Below are 3139 nucleotides of genomic sequence, written 5' to 3' on the forward strand. Positions count from 1 at the left end.
CCAACTGGCCTATCACCAGCTCCGGCAGCCGGGCGGCAGAAGCGGGCACGGCGACGCGCCGCATCAAATTTTCTCCCTGGCTGCACCAGGCGTTGTTCGGCGCCCTGCTCATCAGCGCCCTTTGCCATGGCTGGAACCTGTTTGCGCCCCACCTCGTCCTGGTGGTGGTCACCCATGGCCTGCTTTTGGCATTAATCACGTTGGCCATTGTAACCCTGGTCCGCAATTACGAAGGCATGCGGGACAGCCTCCTGGCCAAGGTGACCTGGATGTCGCTGGTTGTCATTACCGTCCAGGGCCTGGCCGTTTACATCATGTACATGCTCATGATCACCACCATGCGCAACCCCCGGGCGGTTTACAACAACTGGGCCGTCCTCTCGGCATATATCGAATTCCAGCTCAGTGGCCGTCCTTTCCCCGTCGGCGTGACGGCGGGGTGCGCGGTGATCGACCTGCTTCTGGGCGGGATCGGCTTTTTGGCCTTGTGGGCCCACAAACGGCCGGGCCGCAAGTGAGCCTGCCATGGAGACGATGAATCTGCCATCCGACCAGAATCCCCGGCCCGCCGTCGACCTTGCCCGTCAGCGTTGCCGCAATCACGGGGATCGGGAGGCGGTGGCGCGCTGTCCCCAATGCGGCCTTTTTTACTGCCGGGAGTGCGTCACTGAACATGAACACCGCATGCTGTGCAACGATTGCCTTTCCCGGACAGCCGCGGTAAACGCGCCGGCGGCATCCCCCTGGCGTAACCGGCTGGGGTTGACCCTGTGTGGCGGCATGGGGTTTTTACTGCTTTGGGGGATTTTCTATTTGATGGGCCAGGGGCTTTTGGCCATTCCCAGCGCCGTTCACGAGGGGACCGTCTGGCAACATCCATGGTGGCAGGCCCCATGAGCGAGTTGTCGCCATCCGCCGCCTTCAGCCTGGAAGCCCGGCCCAACGGCCTGATCCTGGCCGAACAGGCTGTCTTTCTGCTGCGCCGCCGGGGGGCGCCGGCCCTGTTCGCCTACTACATCGGCACTTTCCCCTTTGTCTTGGGGCTGCTTTTTTTCTGGTCGGACATGAGCCGCAATCCCTTTGGCCGCTGGTACTGTGCACCGGCTGCGGCCGGCCTGGCCCTTTTGTTCATCTGGATGAAATTGTGGCAGGTGCGCTTTGGCTGGCACCTGAGCGCTGTATTGCAAGCGGATCGCACATCACCGTGGACCCTGGGGCAATGGGTGGCGGTGGCGGCCCGCCAGGCCGGTCTTCAGGCCACCGGTTGGATCGTTCTGCCCCTGGCTTCCCTGATCATGCTGCCCATGGGGTGGGCCTATGCCTTTTACCAGAACCTCACGGTGATGGACGGCCCGCAACAAAAAAAACTCAACGCCCTGATTGCCGAGGCCCAAGGCCAAGCCGCGCTTTTACCGGGGCAGAATCATCTGATGCTCACGGTGATGACCCTTTTCGGGCTGGTGGTGCTGGCCAATATGGTTGTCTTCCTGATTCTCGCCCCTCAACTGTTGCAACGCCTTTTGGGGGTCGAAACCGTCTTCAGCCTCAGCGGCAACCACCTGCTGAACACGACGTTTCTGGTCGTGGCATGCAGCCTCACCTATCTTTGCGTGGACCCCATCGTCAAAACCGCCTATGTGCTGCGTTGCTATTTTGGCCGCGCCCGCCGGACGGGAGAGGATATCCGTCACGATCTTGGCCGGTATGCAGCGGTCGTCGTGACGGTCGTTATCGTCCTTTTAAACCTTGGGCCGCCTTTCGCCATTGCCGGGCCGCCGCCGGCGGTTTCCGTTGCCGATCCGGCCCCGTTAATGGACGCCGGCCACGCGCGCCGGTTGGACCGGGCCATTGACCAGGTCCTCCAACAGCGGCATTTTGCCTGGCGCCTGGCCCGGGAGACGGTCGCCGACTCACCGGAAATGCGCCCGTGGCTGGACAGGACGGTCACCTGGCTGGTCGACAGCCTGTCTGCCGTTTGGCGCACCGTGGGGAACTGGCTGCACCAGCTTTGGGAGTGGCTCACCCGGTGGCTGCCCGAAACCGATAAACAGGACGACCAACCGGCCGGAACCTGGCGCGGCCGGGTCAAGACCGGCCTGTTTCTTTTAGGCGGCGCGTTGTTGGTGGGGATGCTGGGCTGGCTTTTCCGCCGCCTGACCTTACGGCGGCGCCGCCGCACCCGTCGCCTGCATCCCCCTGTCGTTCAACCCGTCGATCTTACGGACGAATCCATCACGGCCCGGGACTTGCCGGCGGATCGATGGCTGTCCCTGGCCGCCGAAATGCTCGCCCGCGATCATTTGCGGCGGGCCCTGCGCGCATTGTACCTGGCCGTGCTGGCGGTGTTGGCCGATCATGGCCAATTGATCATTGCCCGCCATAAAACCAATCGGGACTACTTTGCCGAACTTACCCGCCGTCAGCGCAACGCGCCCGAGCTGCTGGCCCTGTTCGACCGCTGCCGCCAGACCTACGACCGCGTCTGGTACGGCATGCATGCGGTTTCCGCCGAACAGGTCGCCCGATTCAAGTCTTGCCAGGAAAGGATCACGGATCTTGTCCGGTCAAGCGTTTGAATCCGTCCGCCGCCATGCCTGGGTCGCCGCCGTGCTGCTGGTCGCCTTTGTAGCGGGGCTGGCGGCCCTGCTGGTGCTGCGTTTCGAAAGCGGGGATGTCTACCCGCCTTACTCCTCCTTGCGTAGCGACCCCTTGGCACCCGGCCCTGTTCGAAAGCCTCAACACCCTGGCACCGGACACGGCCCGGCGGTGGTATCGCTCAACGGACCAGGTGCGCCTGAACCCCCAAACCACCCTGCTTTTCTGCGGTTTGTCGCCTGACATGGCCGAACTGCGGGGCCGGGTGGGAAAGCGATTGATGGATCGTTTGGCTTCCGATGGCGGCCGCATCGTCATTACCTTGGGCGACCGGGCCCAGGCACAAAAAAAGCCGGAACAGGATGCGGACGGAGAAGAAAACGCCGCCGAGGACGATGACACGCCGGCCGATCCCCAAACGGACGCCGACGAAGCGGCGGATGCGGAGAAGATCTGGGATGCCGCCGAGAACCTGGGCATCCGGATCGCCCTTGCCCGGCGCAGCGGCTCGCCCCCCGTGGCGCACCTTTTGGCCACCCGGCCG

4 protein-coding genes are annotated in these 3139 nt (G+C 63.7%); all 4 read left to right on the forward strand.

Features of this window, described 5'->3' with window-relative positions:
* Positions 1-518 (forward strand): hypothetical protein (locus JCM12296_RS40710; RefSeq protein WP_172684246.1); only part of this gene is annotated, 518 nt, incomplete at its 5' end.
* A 16-nt stretch (positions 519-534) separates the two neighbouring features.
* Positions 535-897 carry a B-box zinc finger protein gene (locus tag JCM12296_RS33655; protein WP_054702344.1) on the forward strand — a complete coding sequence of 121 codons (363 nt, stop codon included), beginning with the start codon at positions 535-537 and terminating at the stop codon, positions 895-897.
* On the forward strand, positions 879-2576 hold the full coding sequence (locus JCM12296_RS33660; RefSeq protein WP_054702347.1) for a DUF4129 domain-containing protein: 1698 nt from the start codon (positions 879-881) through the stop codon (positions 2574-2576). The genes JCM12296_RS33655 and JCM12296_RS33660 overlap by 19 nt, the downstream gene beginning before the upstream one ends.
* Before the next feature lie 95 nt (positions 2577-2671).
* On the forward strand, positions 2672-3139 hold a 468-nt coding region (locus JCM12296_RS33665), incomplete at its 3' end, for a hypothetical protein (protein WP_218188428.1).

It is taken from the genome of Desulfosarcina cetonica JCM 12296 (assembly GCF_001311845.1).
Classification (GTDB): Bacteria; Desulfobacterota; Desulfobacteria; order Desulfobacterales; family Desulfosarcinaceae; genus Desulfosarcina; species Desulfosarcina cetonica.